Raw genomic sequence first — 16,270 nt, 5'->3', positions numbered from 1 at the left:
AATAATAGAACCTATTACAGGGCCGGGACATGATCAAAAAGGCCGGGGTGGAGGAACTGACCCATGCGTTTGGAACAAATAGCCGAATTGCTGCTTACAGCACGACTTATTGGCGATAAGAACACACAAATCAACGGAATCCAAATCGATTCCCGCAAAGTATCGGCAGGCGACTTGTTTATCTGCCTGCCGGGCCATACGCAGGATGGTCATGACTTTGCGCCCCAGGCGATGGAACTTGGGGCATCAGCGCTGGTGGTGGACCGGGAGCTGCCGGTCGGCATTCCGCAAATTCTCGTCAAGGACTGTCGTCTCGCGATGGCAGTCATTGCCGATATATATTTTGAACAGCCCAGCCACAAATTGAAGCTGATCGGCGTAACGGGAACGAACGGGAAAACAACAACGACTTATTTGATTGAACGCATTCTGGCTGATGCAGGCTTCAGCCCGGGTGTGATCGGAACGGTAGAAATGCGCTATGGCGGCCGATCCTATCCAATGTCGGGCACGACGCCCGAGGCGCTGGAGCTTCAGCGCAGCCTGGCCGGAATGGTGGAGTCAGGAAGCGATTACTGCGTCATGGAGGCATCCTCGCATGCGCTGGAGCAGGGGCGTGTAAAGGGCTGCCGTTACCGGACGGCAATATTTACCAACCTCACGCAGGATCATTTGGATTATCATTATACAATGGAGCGTTACGCTGCAGCCAAGGAGCTGTTGTTCTCCCGGCTCGGCAACGAGTATGCCAATTCTCAGGGCGACCGAACATTTGCGGTGTTGAATGCCGATGATGAGGCTTCTGAGGGATTTGCCAAAGCTACGGCCGCTGAAGTCATTACCTATGGTGTGGATCAGGAAGCAGATATTCGCGCGACCCATGTACGGATTACCGCGCATGGAACGTCCTTTCATGTGAACACATTCAAGGGAGAAGCGGATATTACGCTGCAAATGACCGGGAAGTTCAACGTTTATAATGCTTTGGCCGCAATAGGCGCTGCATTGATCGAAGAGGTTCCGCTTGCGCAGATCAAAGCAAGTCTGGAGAGCCTGCCGGGAGTTCCGGGGAGAGTCGAGGCAGTTAATGCCGGCCAGCCATTCGCCGTCATTGTCGATTACGCGCATACGCCCGATGGCCTGGAAAATGTATTGGCAGCGGTCAAAGAGGTAGCCTCAGGAAGAATTATCTGCGTATTTGGCTGCGGCGGCGACCGGGACCGGACGAAACGTCCGCTTATGGGCTCGATTGCCGGCCGTTACGCCGACTATGCGATCGTGACCTCCGACAATCCGCGCACCGAGGATCCGGCGCAAATCCTGAAGGATATTGAAGTCGGGCTCATCGGGGACGGGGTGCCCGGAGACCGTTACGAGCTGCTGGCGGACCGTCATGCGGCGATCCAAAAAGCGGTTGATATGGCCAGCCCCGACGATGTAATATTGATTGCGGGGAAAGGTCATGAGACGTATCAGATCATCGGGGATCAGACGCACGACTTTGATGATCGCGTTGTGGCCAAAGAAGCGATAAGGAGTCTCAGACTGTGATAAAACGAACGTTAGGCGCCATTGCCGACATGTGCGGTGGAACGTTGACAAACAACCGGTTTGCCGAAATTGCCATAACCGGCGTAACCAGGGATTCACGAGATGTTCAGCCCGGCCAGCTTTATATTCCGCTCGCCGGCTATAATTTTGACGGACATGATTTTGCCGCCAACGCCCTTGCGGGCGGGGCTGCTGCGCTGCTCTGGCAGTCCAACCGGTCGATACCGGAGGCGCTGATTGACGAGCCTCTGCTTCTGGTGGACGACCCGCTTACGGCTCTGCAGCGATTAGCCGCATCCTACCGGGAAGAGCTGAATTTGCGCGTTGTCGGGATTACGGGAAGCAACGGCAAGACGACAACCAAGGATATGGTAGCCTCCGTGTTATCAGGCGTCTTCCGGGTACATAAAACCGAAGGCAATCTGAACAATCATATCGGGCTGCCGATTACCGTCCTGCAGCTGGATGAATCGGTTGATGTGGTCGTGCTGGAAATGGGAATGAGCGGTTTTGGCGAAATCGAGCTGCTCACCTGCATAGCCAAGCCGGATATCGTTGTCATTACCAATATCGGGGATGCGCATCTGCTGCAGCTCGGGTCGCGGGAAGGCATTGCGAAGGCCAAGCTGGAAATTGTCGCAGGGCTTCGGGAAGGCGGACTGCTCCTGTTCAACGGCGATGAGCCTTTGCTGCATGCTGGAGTAGAAGCACTGAATCTGCCTGATACGCTCAGGAGGCAGACCTTTGGTTTGGGGCAAGGCAATGACTGGAACGCCGTCCATGTCGAGGTGGACGCGATATCCTCCGCTTTTGACGTCAATGGACTGGAATCTTTCAACCGCTTGTCGCTCCCGGTTCCCGGACATCATAACGTGTCCAATGCGCTGGCAGCGGTAGCCGTAGGCAGAGCCCTTGGCATTCCGGCGGAGAAAATCCGCGAGGGCTTCGAAGGATTGCGGTTGACGGGGATGCGTATTGAACCGGTGCGGGCATACAACGGGGCAATGGTGCTTAATGATGCTTATAACGCCAATCCGACGGCGGTCCGCGCAGCGGTTGATCTGGTGGCGCAGCTGACAGGTTACCGGCGCAAATGGCTGGTTCTCGGGGATATGCTGGAGCTTGGCGCACAGGATGCGGAGCTTCACGCCGATATTGGCGATTACATTACCCCATACAAGGCGGATCGCTTGCTGACCTATGGAGCGCTATCCCGCCACACTGCCTCCGCAGCTTCCAAATCATTTGAGAAAAATGCGGGAGCGGAAGAGAGCAGCGGGACGCTGAGCGATCCTTCATCTTTGCAAACCGAAGCGCCGGTGGTCGCTTTTGAAGATAAAGAGCAGTTGATCGAGTGCCTTCGCGCCTCATTGACACCGGAGGATCTTGTATTAGTGAAAGGCTCACGAGGCATGCGTATGGAAGAAATCGTCCACGCGCTGCAGCGTGTATGATGAGGTGACAACATGGACATCAAGGTCATCCTGCTGTCAATTGGCGCTTCTTTTCTCCTTGCGGTTTTGCTCGGACCTTTGTTCATCCCGCTGCTTAGACGGCTTAAATTCGGCCAGCAGATCCGGACGGACGGGCCGCAGAGCCATCTGAAGAAGAAAGGCACGCCGACTATGGGCGGCATCATCATTATGCTGGCGCTGCTGCTCAGCTTTTTGAAATTTTCAGAGATTACACCGGAATTTTGGGTACTACTTATTGCATCGCTGGGTTTCGGACTTATCGGATTTCTTGATGATTATATTAAAATCGTATTCAAGCGATCACTGGGCTTAACCGCTAAGCAAAAGCTGATCGGCCAGCTCATCTTTTCCATTATAATCTGTGTCCTGCTCTATCAAATGAATCACAGCACCGTCGTGGGCATTCCCAGTACAACGATACAATTTGATTTCGGCTGGTTCTATTATCCCTTTGTCGTCATCATGCTCTTCGGCACCACCAACGCCGTCAACTTCACCGATGGCGTCGACGGATTGCTGGCAGGCACAGGCGCGATTGCTTTCGCCGCCTTTACCATCCTGGCTCTGCATGCAAGCGAGCATGAATCCGCAATTTTCTCAGCCGCCATGATCGGCGCCCTGCTGGGCTTCCTGATCTTCAATGCCCATCCGGCCAAAGTCTTCATGGGCGACACCGGTTCATTGGGCATTGGCGGCGGCATGGCGGCAGTTGCGATCTTGACGAAAACGGAAATTCTGCTTGTCCTTATCGGCGGCGTATTCGTCATCGAAATGCTTTCGGTGATTCTGCAGGTCGCCTCATTCAAGCTTCGCGGCAAGCGAATCTTCAAGATGAGCCCGATCCATCATCACTTCGAGCTATCGGGCTGGGGCGAATGGCGCGTCGTCACGTCCTTCTGGTTCGTATCGCTCATCCTGGCAGCTATCGGCCTCGTTCTGGGCCGATAAAAAAGTCCCGCAAGGGACAAGGCGCCTCAAGCGCCGAGCCTTAAAAGTCCCGCCAAGGGACAAGGCACCAAAGGTGCCGAGCCCTTAAAAGTCCCGCAAGGGACAATGCACCAAAGGTGCCGAGCCCTTAAAAGTCCCGCAAGGGACAAGGCGCCGAAGGTGCCGAGCCTTAAAAGTCCCGCAAGGGACAAGGCGCCTCAGGCGCCGACAATCGCCCCGAAGAGGGGCGACCAGCTCCAAAAGTAAAAGCGTGTCCAAAGGACGAAAGCGATCCAACGACCAAACAACCGCACTAACCGTCTCATTGACCCAAACGTTATTCTAGACGAAGTCATCCTGGTACCCAGGGAGCATCAAAAGTAAAGCGTGTCCCTAGGGACGAAAGCGAGCACATCAAATAACATTAACGAGGGCGCTACTCTGCAACTCGGACGTTATCCCATTCCGGGTGTCCAGAGGGCCGGGGCCCTTGGGGTCCCCCTCAGGGGGATTTAGGGGGGAATCCACATTGTACCAAGGCAAAAAAATAGTCATACTGGGGCTCGCCAAAAGCGGCGTCAGCGTTGCGAAGCTGTTCCACAGGCTGGGCGCAAAAGTGATTGTCAACGACCAGAAGAAACGCGAATTGTGCCCCGAAGCGGATGAATTGGACGCTTTGGGTATTTCTGTTATTTGCGGCAGCCACCCGGATGATCTCATTACCGGGGATACCGCGCTGGTAGTCAAAAACCCGGGTATTCCCTACAGCGCGCCGCCGGTCAAGCGGGCGCTCGCGCTGGGTTTGAAAGTGGTCACGGAAGTGGAGATCGCCTACCAGCTTTCGGATGCGCCGATTATCGGCATTACCGGCTCCAACGGCAAGACCACCACGACAACGTGGATCGGGGATATGCTGGAGGCTGCCGACCTTGCGCCGATCGTGGCAGGCAATATCGGCACACCGCTTTGCGAAGCGGCGCAAACCGCTACAGGCAACAATTGGCTGGTGGCCGAGCTCAGCAGCTTTCAACTCAAAGGCACGCAGCATTTTCGTCCGCGCGTGTCCGTACTGTTGAATGTAGTCGAGACCCATCTGGATTATCACGGGGACATGGAGGATTATGTCCAGTCGAAGGCCAAGCTGTTTGCCAATCAAACGGAGCAGGATACCGCTGTCATCAATATGGACGATCCCGTTTGCCGCCAGCTTGTCAGCGAGGGCAGGATTAAGGCGCATATCATTCCTTTTGCGGTTTCTCAAAGCCTGCCTTATGGGCTGTTCATTGAGCCGCCCTTCCCGGAAGAGCTGTCCGCGCCGCCTGACGGGCTGGATAGGGAGATCATCTGGATCGACAGGGAAGAAGCAAGACATGTCGTCTTGCCCGTTCACGAACTGGGCATTCCGGGAAGGCATAACGCAGCCGACGCACTTGCCGCGATTGGAGCCTCGCTGGCTGCAGGCGCACCGCTTGAAGCGCTCAGAGCTCCGCTGAGGGAGTTCAGCGGGGTTGAGCACCGTATGGAGTTCGTCTGTGAGCGCGGTGGCATACGCTACTATAACAACTCTAAAGCGACCAATCCGGCAGCAACGATCAATGCACTGCGCTCGTTCCCCCCGCGGATTGTACTGATTGCGGGAGGACTTGACCGGGGTTCGGATTATATGGAGCTGCTGCCGCATATCAAGGATCAGGTCAAGGCGGTCGTGACGCTCGGAGAGACACGCGGGAAGATTGCTGCGGTTGCCGAGCTGGCAGGTTTAGCGTGGATCAAAACAGTCGAACCTGAAGAGGACGCCGAAGCGACGCTGCAGCAAGCCGTGCGCGAAGCCGCCTCCTTTGCAGAGCCGGGAGATATCGTTCTACTCTCGCCCGCCTGCGCCAGCTGGGACATGTTCAAGTCTTACGAAGAGCGGGGGCGCATTTTTAAACAATCGGCGCATACCTTGTAAGTAGGGGGCTTGTCCCTACTTACGCATGCAAGAGGTGTTTGTGCTATGGTAAAAGCCCGGTCCGCCCCGGATGTATGGATGATCGTATCGATATCGTGTATTCTCGCCATCGGCCTTGTGATGGTATACAGTGCAAGCGCAGTACTGGCATTCCATGAGTTCGGCGACAAATTCTATTACGTCAAGCGCCAGTCCATTTTTGCTGTGCTGGGTATTGCGTCCCTGCTGGTAACGATGAACGCTGACTATGGAATATGGAAGAAATGGTCCCGGCCCGCTCTGTTTATCTGCTTTGGCCTGCTGGTCATTGTATTGATTCCCGGAATCGGGGTTGTCCGCGGGGGAGCCAGAAGCTGGCTGGGCATCAGCTCGCTCGGCATCCAGCCCTCGGAATTCATGAAGCTGGCCATGGTGATCTTCCTGGCCAAGCTGTTATCCGAGAAGCAGCAGACCGTCACCTTGTTTACCAAGGGACTGCTGCCACCGCTCGGTATTCTCGGCGCAGCCTTTGCGCTGATTATGCTGCAGCCGGATCTGGGAACCGGCGCTGTTATGGTAGGCGCTTCCCTGCTGGTCATCTACACCTCGGGCGCGCGTATGGCGCATCTGGGCTCGCTTGCCATGATTGGCGTTGCCGGATTTGTGGGGCTGATACTTGCGGCGCCTTACCGGATGCAGCGCATCACCGCCTTCATGGACCCATGGGCCGATCCGCTTGGCGCAGGCTATCAGATCATTCAATCCCTCTATGCCATCGGACCTGGGGGACTTGTCGGACTTGGGCTTGGTATGAGCCGTCAGAAATTTAATTATTTGCCCGAACCGCAAACCGACTTTATCTTCTCTATCGTTTCGGAGGAGCTGGGCTTCATCGGCGGCGGCACGATTATTATTCTATTTGCCATCCTGCTGTGGCGCGGTATGCGGGCGGCGATCTCAGCTCCTGATACGTTTGGCAGCCTGCTTGCGGTGGGCATTGTCGGGATTGTCGCCGTACAGGTGTTTATCAATATTGGCGTCGTCATTGGCATGCTGCCGGTGACGGGCATTACACTGCCGCTTGTCAGCTATGGCGGTTCATCGCTGACACTGTTGCTTACGGCGCTCGGCATTTTACTTAATATATCCCGTTATTCGAGGTGAACATGTCATGCGTATCGTATTGACCGGCGGCGGAACAGGCGGCCATATTTATCCGGCGCTTGCGATCGGCAGGCAGGTGAAGGAAGAAGCTCCGGATTCATCGATATTATATATCGGATCTCCCAAAGGACTGGAGAGCCGGATTGTGCCTGCACAGGGGATCGCGTTTGAACCCGTGGAGATCACGGGCTTCAGGCGCAAGCTGTCTTTGGACAATGTGAAAACCATCATGCGTTTTCTAAGAGGCGTAAGGCGCTCCAAGCAGCTCCTGCGGGAATTCAAACCCGATGTCGTGGTGGGTACAGGAGGATATGTATGCGGGCCGGTCGTCTATGCGGCCGCCAAGCTCGGCATTCCAACGCTTATCCATGAGCAGAATGCCGTATCCGGCTTGACCAACCAGTTTTTAACCCGGTATGCGGATTGCGTAGCTGTCAGCTTCAAGGACTCGTTGTCCCAGTTCAAGCGCTCGAAGCATGCTGTTTATACAGGCAATCCTTGTGCGACTCATGTGGTTCGCGCAAGCAGGGATAACGGATTCAAATCGCTGGGACTGCCTGCCGGCAGCCAGATCGTACTGATGGTCGGGGGCAGCAGAGGCGCGAAGGCGATGAATGATGCGATGGTGGACATGGCAGGAATGGTTATGCGAATGCCCAAGGTCCATTTTGTATTTGTGACTGGAGAAAGCTACTATGAAAGCACGATGAAGAGAATGAAGGATGCACAGCAGGGGCAGCCTGCCAATCTTCATGTGCGGCCGTATTTGCATAATATGCCAGAGGTGCTGGCTGCGTCCAAGCTGATTGTCAGCCGTTCGGGAGCTTCATCGCTCGCGGAAATCACAGCTTTGGGAGTTCCTTCTATTTTAATACCGTCTCCGAATGTCACGAATAACCATCAGGAAGCGAATGCGAGAAGCCTCGCGGATGCAGGAGCGGCGGAGATGATTCTCGAACGGGACTTAAGCGGCAGCAAATTATTCGAGCGCGTAACAAGACTGATCGGCGCCGAAGAGCTGCTGACCAAAATGGGGCTTGCAGCCCTGACGCTCGGCATGCCGCAATCGGCATCCCTCATCGGACAAGAAATTAAGAGATTAACGGACAAACCGTAGTGCATCATGGGCGATTGTCACACTCATGCGCGGGAAGGCATAGAATACCCTATAATCGTGACCGTCACCTGGCGGGGCCCGTATCTGCAACCGAAAGTCAGCAGGGAGGGCAGCCTGGCTGGGAGAAGCATGCCCCGCATTCGACAATCGCTAATAGCAAAAAGGAGGTACGGGCAAGGATGGAGCAATTGTTAGCGGAATTACAACAAATCGATTCAGGCAACGTGAGATCTGGCGAACCGCTTTCCGGATATACAACCTGGAAAATCGGAGGTCCGGCAGACATCTTGGTTATTCCGCAAAATAAAGAGCAGCTGGTGTCCGTGGTGCGTTTGCTCCGCAAACAAGGAGTGCCTTGGACCAACCTCGGACGCGGCTCCAATTTGCTGGTAAGCGATAAGGGAATCCGGGGCGTTGTGATCCAGCCGGGCGAAGGATTCGATTATGCACGATTTGATGGCACGCTCGTTCATGCGGGCGCGGCTTATTCCTTCATCAAGCTGTCTGTCATGGCAGGCAAGGAAGGATTGACCGGTCTGGAGTTTGCAGGGGGAATTCCAGGTTCGGTCGGCGGAGCGGTGTACATGAATGCCGGTGCCCACGGGTCGGATGTGTCACGTATATTCAAATCGGCCGACATTGTACTGGAAACAGGAGAATTGGTACGCTGCGATTCTGGTCAAATGGGTTTTTCCTATCGTCATTCCTTTCTTCATGAGCAGCCCGGAATCGTTGTTAATGCGACATTTGAGCTTGGACGCGGCGACCGTAGAGAGATCGCGTCCACGATGTCCGCTTACAAGGAGCGCCGGCTGCGCACGCAGCCGCTAAAGTCGGCGACTGCAGGCAGCGTGTTCCGCAATCCGCCGAATGATTTTGCCGCGAGGCTGATCGAAGAAGCGGGGCTCAAGGGGATGCGAAGCGGAGATGCCGAAGTGTCGACGCAGCACGCCAATTTTATTGTGAATACCGGTCAAGCGAAGGCCGAAGACGTCCTCACCCTCATGACAACTATTCGCAGCACCGTTAAAGACCGATTCGGAGTCGATTTGGTGCCGGAAGTACTGGTGGTGGGTGAGCGGTAATTCGGAGGTGATACATTGGACAAATTGGTGATTGAAGGCGGGAAACCTCTCTCAGGAACCATAGTTATCCAAGGAGCGAAAAATGCCGCTTTGCCGATTTTGGCTGCCAGTCTGCTAGTAGAAGGAAAAGTGACGATCGATCATGTGCCAAAGCTTCTTGATATCGACGTCATGCTGAACATTTTGCGCGAGCTCGGCTGCCGGGCGGAACATGTGGATGAAACGGTTATGCTTGATACAACATTCGCACATTCCTCGCATGTCCCGGAAGCTCTTATGCGTCAAATGCGCTCCTCCATCTTTTTGATGGGGCCGCTTCTAGCACGATTTGGCAAAGCAACGATTTATCAGCCAGGCGGCTGCGCGATCGGGGAACGAAAGATTGATTTGCATTTGAGAGGTCTTATGGCGCTTGGAGCACAAATAGAAGAAGAAGGCAGCCGCATTGTTTGCTTCGCGGACCGGCTGAAGGGCGCTGAAGTCCATCTTGATTTTCCAAGCGTGGGCGCAACAGAAAATATTATGATGGCTGCAGTACTGGCGGAAGGGCTTACGACAATCAGCAATGCTGCCCGTGAACCGGAAATTCAGGACCTGCAGCGGTTCTTGTGCGCATTGGGCGCCAAGATCATCGGAGCCGGAACCGACACCATAACGATTGAAGGCGTACAGAAGCTTGTTCCATGCCGGTATCAGGTCATCCCGGACAGGATCGTTACAGGAACCGTCATGGTTGCCGCAGCGGCCACCAGGGGCCAGGTCACGCTGCACAACACGCAGCCATCCCATCTCACCTCGCTCATTCACGTGCTTCGCCGGGCAGGTGTTCAAATATCGGTGGACGGTGATATAATCAAAGTTGGCAGTGCGAGCCGGAGCAAGTCTATCGACCGGATTGTCACTTCTCCTTATCCGGCGTTTCCAACGGATTTGCAGTCGCAAATTATGGTGCTGCTGTCGCTCGCCGACGGGGTAAGCGTCATGAAGGAAACGATTTTTGAAGGCCGCTTCAAGCATGTCGACGAGCTCTCGCGTATGGGGGCGGACATCAGGGTCGACTTGAATTCCGCATTCATTCGGGGTGTTCCAAGGCTTTACGGGGCTACGGTGGAAGCGACTGATTTGCGTGCGGGAGCCGCACTGGTTATCGCAGGGCTCGCCGCCCAAGGCAGAACAGTCGTGGAGCAGGTACACCACATTGATAGGGGTTATGACCGGATTGAGACGATGCTTTCCCGATTGGGCGCGCGAATCTCTCGGCTGTCTCCGGTTCCCAAGAAAGAGATTGTCTCTTAAATTAACCATTGCTGGATGAAGCGCTATACAGACCGTGAACGGCAGCCTCTTTGCCGTTTATTGTCTGTTCGAAAGAAGGGACAAGTCATGGCAGACAAGATGCCCGTGCTGAGGGAACCTGTCCGAAGACGCCGGGGCGGCAAAAAGCTGCTGGCAGTGCTCTTTTTGCTCTTTATAGTTATATTATGCGTATTGTTTTTTAATTCGAATATCAGTAAAATTTCTTCCGTCGTGGTGGAAGGACAGAAGTTTACGAGAGCGGCGGATGTTCAGAAGGCTGCGGGCATCAGTGTGGGCGACGCCTTTTTGGGTACATCGACCAAAACCATTGAAGCACGGGTAAAGAAGCTCGCTCCGGTTGAGACGGTGGAAGTAACCAAATCATTTCCCGGCACCGTCAAAATTGTGGTTCACGAGTTTCCGGGTGTCGCATTCCAGCTGTCGGACCAGGGCGTGCTGACCGCTCTGTTATCCAACGGGACAAGCGTTCCGACGGGGAGCGACATCATCGTGGACAAGCCTATCCTGTCCGGCTGGAAAGCCGATGACCCGGTTAAGGCGCAGTTGTGCAAGCAGCTTGCCGAGCTATCCGCCCAGTCGCTGTCCGATTTCTCGGAAATCATCCCTACGCCTTCAAATGCGTATCCGGACCGCATCAAGATTTATACGCGCACACGTTTTGAGGTCATTACCGCGGTTTCGCTGCTCCCCGGGAAGGTGCCGGCGCTGAATGCCGTTATCGAGACGCAGGAGCCGGGACTTATCACGATGCTGCTTGCAGATACTTATACATCATTTACCCCGGACGAGGGGGGAAATAAGGACGCCGATCAAAAAGACACTACTCAATAGGGTCAAAGAGTGTTAGAATTTTAATTATGCATCTTTTTGCCTCTCTCCGATTATTTTTTCATTAGAATTGCGGAAGCAGCGCAGCGGCTGCGGCGCTGGAAATATTAACATACACCGAAAAAGTTGTTGAAAAAAGAGGGAAAATAGGCCCAACGTTGAATAAGTAGAAATGCACTTGGAGACTGGACCTGATACGGTTTCTATATACTGGAATCTATAACATTTTGAAACGGAGGTGCCACGGGTTGAGCAGCAACGACATCATCGTTAGTTTGGACATCGGTACATCCAAAGTTCGTGCTATTATTGGCGAAGTAAGTAATGGAGCCATTAATATTATTGGAGTTGGATCTGCCGACTCGGAAGGAATACGAAAAGGGGCCATCGTTGATATTGACCAAACCGTGCAATCCATTCGTAATGCAGTGGATCATGCGGAACGCATGGTGGGCATTCAAATAAGCGACGTATATGTCGGTATACAAGGCAATCATATTTCACTCCAAACCAATCATGGCGTAGTGGCCGTATCCAACGAGGACAGGGAAATCGGCGAAGAGGATATCGAGCGGGTGCTGCAGGCGGCGAAAGTTGTTGCCCTTCCGCCCGAACGGGAAATTATCAATCTGGTTCCAAAGCAGTACCTGGTTGACGGACTTGAGGGAATTTCGGATCCGCGGGGTATGATCGGCGTAAGGCTTGAAGTTGAGGCAACCGTCGTAACCGGCGCCAAGACGGCCATCCATAATCTGGTGCGCTGTGTGGAGAAGGCGAATCTGCGGATTGCCGGCGTCATTCTCATGTCGCTGGCCTCGGGGCAGATGGCGCTAACCAAAGACGAGAAAATGATGGGGACCGTGCTCGCTGACATCGGAGCCGGTTCTTGCACAATTGCGATTTTTGATCAAGGCAGCATAGTTGCAACCTCCACACTTCCTATCGGTGGCGAATATGTCACTAGCGATATCTCCTACGGACTACGTACCCAAACCGAACAAGCGGAGAAAATCAAGCAGAAATTCGGCTGCGCATTGATTCAGGATGCGGCTGAAGATCAGAAGTTCAAGGTTATGCGTATGGGAAGCAATGTCGAGAAGGAATTCTCGCAGGTTGATCTGGCCAATATTATCGAGCCCCGCATGCAGGAGATTTTCCATCTCATGCGCCAGGAAGTCATCCGTTTGGGATTTGGGGACAAAGTAAATGGTTATGTATTGACAGGAGGCACTGTGATCATGCCCGGAACACTTCCGCTTGCGCAGAGCGAGCTGGAATCAACGGTCAGGATCGCTGTCCCCGATTTCATCGGTGTAAGGGATCCCTCTTTTACAAGCGGTGTTGGAATGATTCAATATGTTTCCAAATATATGAGAAACCGGATTTCTTCGGCTCCGAAGAAGAGTGCTGGACGTAAAGCAAGCGCTCCTTCGTCTACTAAACCCGGATTGTTTGAAAGATTGAAAAATATGTTTAGTGAATTCATTTGATCGGGGGAACTAATAGAATGTTGGAATTCGATTTCGATATGGAACAACTGGCCCAGATTAAGGTCATTGGCGTTGGCGGCGGTGGCAGCAATGCCGTCAACCGGATGATTGAGAATGGCGTCAAGGGTGTTGAATTTATTACGGTCAATACGGACGCGCAAGCGCTCCATATGGCCAGATCCGAGCAGAAGCTGCAAATCGGGGACAAGCTGACCCGGGGTCTTGGAGCGGGAGCGAACCCGGAGGTTGGCAAGAAAGCCGCCGAAGAGTCCCGCGAAGTGGTAGCAAATGCGCTTAAAGGGGCGGATATGGTATTCGTCACAGCCGGCATGGGTGGTGGTACCGGCACGGGAGCCGCACCAGTCATTGCAGAGATCGCCCGCGAATGCGGCGCTCTGACCGTCGGCGTCGTTACACGCCCCTTCACATTTGAAGGACGCAAGCGTTCCGGACAAGCCGAGCTTGGGATTGAATCGCTCAAGGAAAAGGTTGATACGCTGATCGTCATTCCTAATGACCGCTTGCTTGAGATCGTCGACAAGAAAACCCCGATGCTGGAAGCCTTCCGTGAAGCGGATAATGTACTGAAGCAGGCGGTGCAGGGTATTTCGGACCTGATCGCCGTACCGGGGCTTATCAATCTTGACTTTGCCGACGTGAAGACGATCATGACGGAACGAGGCTCGGCCTTGATGGGCATCGGTGCTGCGACCGGCGAGAACCGTGCGGCTGAAGCAGCCCGCAAAGCGATTCAAAGTCCTCTGCTGGAGACGTCGATAGACGGAGCGCGCGGTATCATCATGAACATTACCGGCGGTTCCAATTTGTCTCTCTATGAAGTCAATGAAGCTGCAGAAATTGTTATCTCCGCGTCGGACCCTGAAGTGAACATGATTTTCGGGGCCAGCATTGATGAGAATTTGAAGGAAGAAATCAAAGTAACCGTTATCGCTACCGGTTTTGAGCACCGCAGCAACCCGTCTCTGCGCCAAATGCCCGGTCAACAGGCTGCAGACAAGAGCGCGCAGGGAGCGCCGGCAGCTTCGGATAACCGTTCACAGCCCGCAGCGCCTGGCCCCAAGCCTTTTGGCAGCCCGACCTCAAGCGATCAACTGGATATCCCGGCCTTTCTTCGCAACCGCCGGAATAACGACAGATAACAACCAGCTTTATCAACCGCTCTTCCATCTATGGGAGGGCGGTTTTTTTGTATGTTCAGGAGATAATCCCCTCACAGGGCTATCTCTTAGACCCGACACATCGACAAAAAAAGATCGCTGCTGACGGCATGTTTAGACAGACATTGTAATAGGATTTAAATATACTAGACACAAGCCGCTTGAGCCTTGCGAACGCAAATGCAGAAGCAGGCGGATAGTGGAAGTACGGCAGGAAGGTGAATGTGCTGGATGCAGTTTATATCGATGTTTATTTTATGATTAACCTGCTAATAGACGGTTCTGCCCTGTTGATGACCGCTTGGGTCCGGAGCATTCGCGCCAAATGGTGGCGGGTTGCGCTTGCAGCTCTCATCGGATCGCTTTATGCGGTAATGATTATTTTTCCTCCTCTTTCATTTATGTTTACGCTTATTGTGAAATTTGCTTTGTCGCTCATTATGCTTCTTGTTGCGTTTGGTTTTCCCAGCATTCAGCATTTCGCCCGGCATATCGGAGCCTTCTACGGGGTGAACTTTGCAGCGGCAGGGGCAGTGCTTGGACTGCATTACTTGTTTATGAATGGTTCCGCACCTTTGTGGAATTCCATGATAAACGGTAATTTTCAGCTGAAATTAGGGCTGGTGTTTCTGTTTTGCGTTATTTGTGTGGGTTATTATATTTTTCGCTCGATCATGATCCAGCGCCGGGAACGCGATCTTGTTCATAGTCATCTTGCGGAGGTGAACATAACGATAGGGGATGACAAGCGTTCATGTACGGGACTTATTGATACGGGCAACCAACTGTATGAACCCATGACCCGCACGCCGGTAATGGTTATGGAGGCTTCCCTGTGGCAGGATGTTCTGCCTCCCGCGTGGATGAAGCAAATTCGCGAAGCGCAGGTCGATAAGCTGCTAGCCAATATGGACGATGAACCATTTGTCTGGCGGGATCGATTACGGCTTGTGCCTTACCGCGGAGTCAATGGCGGTGCTCAGTTCATGCTTGCCGTCAAGCCCGACCTGGTCATCGTTGTAAGGGAAGAGGAGACATTCGAAACACGTAAAGTGCTGATCGGCTTGGATGCCGGCAAATTAGTCGCAGATGGGGCGTACCAGGCGATCCTCCATCCGTCAATGCTGCAAAATCGAACCGTCACGATTGATCCAGTTCACAGTTCTTCGAGAAGGGATGGAGCGGCATGCTCGTCAAATGGAAACTGATCCTGCAGTTATATTATTATCGGATTTTATTTTTATTCGGTCTCAAGAGCGAGGAAATTTATTATATCGGCGGAAGTGAGGCGCTGCCCCCTCCCCTGACAAGGGAAGAAGAAGAATTTTTGCTGGGCAAACTGCCTTCCGGTGATACGGCCATACGCGCTATGCTGATCGAACGCAATTTGAGACTTGTCGTATACATTGCCCGCAAGTTTGAGAATACGGGCATTCATATTGAGGATCTGGTATCCATCGGAGCGATCGGGCTGATCAAGGCCGTCAATACCTTTGATCCGGAGAAAAAAATCAAGCTGGCCACCTATGCCTCACGTTGCATTGAGAATGAAATTCTGATGTATTTGCGGCGAAACAGCAAGACGCGTACAGAGGTTTCCTTCGACGAACCGCTGAATATCGATTGGGATGGCAATGAGCTGCTGCTATCGGATGTGCTCGGCACAGAAAATGATACGATCTATCGCAATATTGAAGAGCAGGTTGACCGCAAACTGCTGCATAAGGCGCTTGATAAGCTGACAGAGCGGGAACGGATTATTATGGAGCTGCGCTTCGGCCTGGCCGACGGCGAGGAGAAAACCCAGAAGGATGTAGCTGATCTGCTCGGGATATCGCAGTCCTATATCTCCAGGCTGGAGAAACGGATTATAAAGCGTCTGCGCAAGGAATTCAACAAGATGGTTTAAGTTGTAGGGCCCTCCCTAAATCCCTCCATAGGAGGGACCCCAGAGGGGGCCGCCCCTCTGGACTCCCGGAAATGGGAAACGAGAGAGGGACCCACAAGCTTGGTAGAAACGTATGTGCAAAGCTCGTTTTCGTCCCCGCGGGACACACTCCAATTTTGGCGCTCCCGTGCTGCCTGTGCCCCTTGCGGGGCTGGCATAACGTTTATCGGGACAGAGGCGACGGAGAGATTCAGCTGTGCCTGTCCTCGTTTTCGTCCCTGACGGGACACACTATATTTCTGACATTATTGCCCGCAAGA

General features: G+C 53.5%; 13 protein-coding genes. All 13 read left to right on the top strand.

Going from position 1 to position 16,270, the window contains the following annotated elements; genetic code table 11:
* The first annotated feature begins 63 nt into the window (after nucleotides 1–63).
* The 13 genes from ACFOLF_RS06545 to sigE all read left to right on the top strand — a co-directional run bounded on the left by ACFOLF_RS06545 (nucleotide 64) and on the right by sigE (nucleotide 15,971).
* Complete coding sequence (locus ACFOLF_RS06545) at nucleotides 64–1,551, top strand: UDP-N-acetylmuramoyl-L-alanyl-D-glutamate--2,6-diaminopimelate ligase (RefSeq protein WP_210046577.1); 1,488 nt, start codon at nucleotides 64–66, stop codon at nucleotides 1,549–1,551.
* A complete protein-coding gene (locus ACFOLF_RS06540; RefSeq protein ID WP_210046576.1) occupies nucleotides 1,548–3,005 on the top strand; it encodes a UDP-N-acetylmuramoyl-tripeptide--D-alanyl-D-alanine ligase in 1,458 nt (485 codons plus the stop codon). The genes ACFOLF_RS06545 and ACFOLF_RS06540 overlap by 4 nt, the downstream gene beginning before the upstream one ends.
* A 12-nt stretch (nucleotides 3,006–3,017) precedes the next feature.
* On the top strand, nucleotides 3,018–3,974 hold the full coding sequence (mraY, locus tag ACFOLF_RS06535) for a phospho-N-acetylmuramoyl-pentapeptide-transferase (RefSeq protein ID WP_210046575.1): 957 nt from the start codon (nucleotides 3,018–3,020) through the stop codon (nucleotides 3,972–3,974).
* A gap of 508 nt (nucleotides 3,975–4,482) precedes the next feature.
* On the top strand, nucleotides 4,483–5,904 hold the full coding sequence (murD, locus tag ACFOLF_RS06530) for a UDP-N-acetylmuramoyl-L-alanine--D-glutamate ligase (protein ID WP_210046574.1): 1,422 nt from the start codon (nucleotides 4,483–4,485) through the stop codon (nucleotides 5,902–5,904).
* 45 nt (nucleotides 5,905–5,949) lie between these two features.
* The gene (gene spoVE, locus ACFOLF_RS06525; RefSeq protein WP_210046573.1) at nucleotides 5,950–7,047 is read left to right on the top strand and encodes a stage V sporulation protein E; all 1,098 of its coding nucleotides are present in this window, start codon (nucleotides 5,950–5,952) and stop codon (nucleotides 7,045–7,047) included.
* A gap of 7 nt (nucleotides 7,048–7,054) precedes the next feature.
* A complete protein-coding gene (gene murG, locus ACFOLF_RS06520) occupies nucleotides 7,055–8,164 on the top strand; it encodes an undecaprenyldiphospho-muramoylpentapeptide beta-N-acetylglucosaminyltransferase (protein WP_210046572.1) in 1,110 nt (369 codons plus the stop codon).
* Nucleotides 8,165–8,343: 179 nt separating this feature from the next.
* The gene (gene murB / locus ACFOLF_RS06515) at nucleotides 8,344–9,249 is read left to right on the top strand and encodes a UDP-N-acetylmuramate dehydrogenase (protein WP_210046571.1); all 906 of its coding nucleotides are present in this window, start codon (nucleotides 8,344–8,346) and stop codon (nucleotides 9,247–9,249) included.
* Nucleotides 9,250–9,264: 15 nt separating this feature from the next.
* Nucleotides 9,265–10,545, top strand: a complete 1,281-nt coding sequence (murA, locus tag ACFOLF_RS06510) for a UDP-N-acetylglucosamine 1-carboxyvinyltransferase (protein ID WP_210046570.1) — start codon at nucleotides 9,265–9,267, stop codon at nucleotides 10,543–10,545.
* 87 nt (nucleotides 10,546–10,632) lie between these two features.
* Nucleotides 10,633–11,397: a cell division protein FtsQ/DivIB gene (locus ACFOLF_RS06505; protein ID WP_210046569.1), complete on the top strand. Its 765-nt coding sequence runs from the start codon at nucleotides 10,633–10,635 to the stop codon at nucleotides 11,395–11,397.
* A 245-nt stretch (nucleotides 11,398–11,642) separates the two neighbouring features.
* Nucleotides 11,643–12,884 (top strand): cell division protein FtsA, encoded by a 1,242-nt coding sequence (gene ftsA, locus ACFOLF_RS06500; protein WP_210046568.1) that lies wholly within the window; start codon nucleotides 11,643–11,645, stop codon nucleotides 12,882–12,884.
* A gap of 17 nt (nucleotides 12,885–12,901) precedes the next feature.
* On the top strand, nucleotides 12,902–14,044 hold the full coding sequence (gene ftsZ / locus ACFOLF_RS06495; RefSeq protein WP_210046567.1) for a cell division protein FtsZ: 1,143 nt from the start codon (nucleotides 12,902–12,904) through the stop codon (nucleotides 14,042–14,044).
* A 242-nt stretch (nucleotides 14,045–14,286) separates the two neighbouring features.
* On the top strand, nucleotides 14,287–15,270 hold the full coding sequence (gene spoIIGA / locus ACFOLF_RS06490; RefSeq protein ID WP_379114351.1) for a sigma-E processing peptidase SpoIIGA: 984 nt from the start codon (nucleotides 14,287–14,289) through the stop codon (nucleotides 15,268–15,270).
* Nucleotides 15,249–15,971: an RNA polymerase sporulation sigma factor SigE gene (gene sigE, locus ACFOLF_RS06485; protein WP_210046565.1), complete on the top strand. Its 723-nt coding sequence runs from the start codon at nucleotides 15,249–15,251 to the stop codon at nucleotides 15,969–15,971. Before spoIIGA ends, sigE begins: the two co-directional genes overlap by 22 nt.
* Nucleotides 15,972–16,270: the final 299 nt, after the last annotated feature.

This window comes from Paenibacillus sepulcri (assembly GCF_042647105.1).
GTDB classification, from domain to species: domain Bacteria; phylum Bacillota; class Bacilli; order Paenibacillales; family Paenibacillaceae; genus Paenibacillus_Z; species Paenibacillus_Z sepulcri.
The sequence above is the reverse complement of the archived record's forward strand: the minus strand, read 5'-3'. Positions and strand labels throughout refer to the sequence as shown.